The 365-nt window shown below is 58.9% G+C and carries 1 pseudogene; it reads right to left on the reverse strand.

The window, feature by feature from the left end:
- A pseudogene (locus tag ACM6G4_RS22545) lies at positions 1 to 365 on the reverse strand (phospholipase); the annotation flags it as partial.

A 365-nucleotide genomic window follows, 5' to 3' on the forward strand; every position in this document is an offset into this window, starting at 1 on the left:
GTCAGGATGAATTGCGTGGTGGCGCTGACCTGCGGGTCGAGACTTTTGTATTTCGCCTGATGGGCTATTTCGGCCCTCTCAAGTACGCTGAAACCGCGACTGACGAACACTGGAGTGCCGCGAGCCGCCAGATGCGCAGCGGCCATGTTGTCGGCAAGCGCACAGTTGGCAAACCACTGGCGGTCATAAGCATATTGCTCGTCCGTGGAGGGTTGCATCGCCCGGTCGTATATCCGGTACGGGCCTTTACCGGGCAGATTGGATTCGTCGGCAAAGCCCGCGCTGTTAAACGGCATTTCCCACCCCAATATCCGCACCTTGACGCCTTCGCGAGCCATGGCCATCAGCAATTCACCGATACGCGG

It is taken from the genome of Pseudomonas sp. IT-P258 (assembly GCF_949767825.1).
GTDB classification, from domain to species: domain Bacteria; phylum Pseudomonadota; class Gammaproteobacteria; order Pseudomonadales; family Pseudomonadaceae; genus Aquipseudomonas; species Aquipseudomonas monachiensis.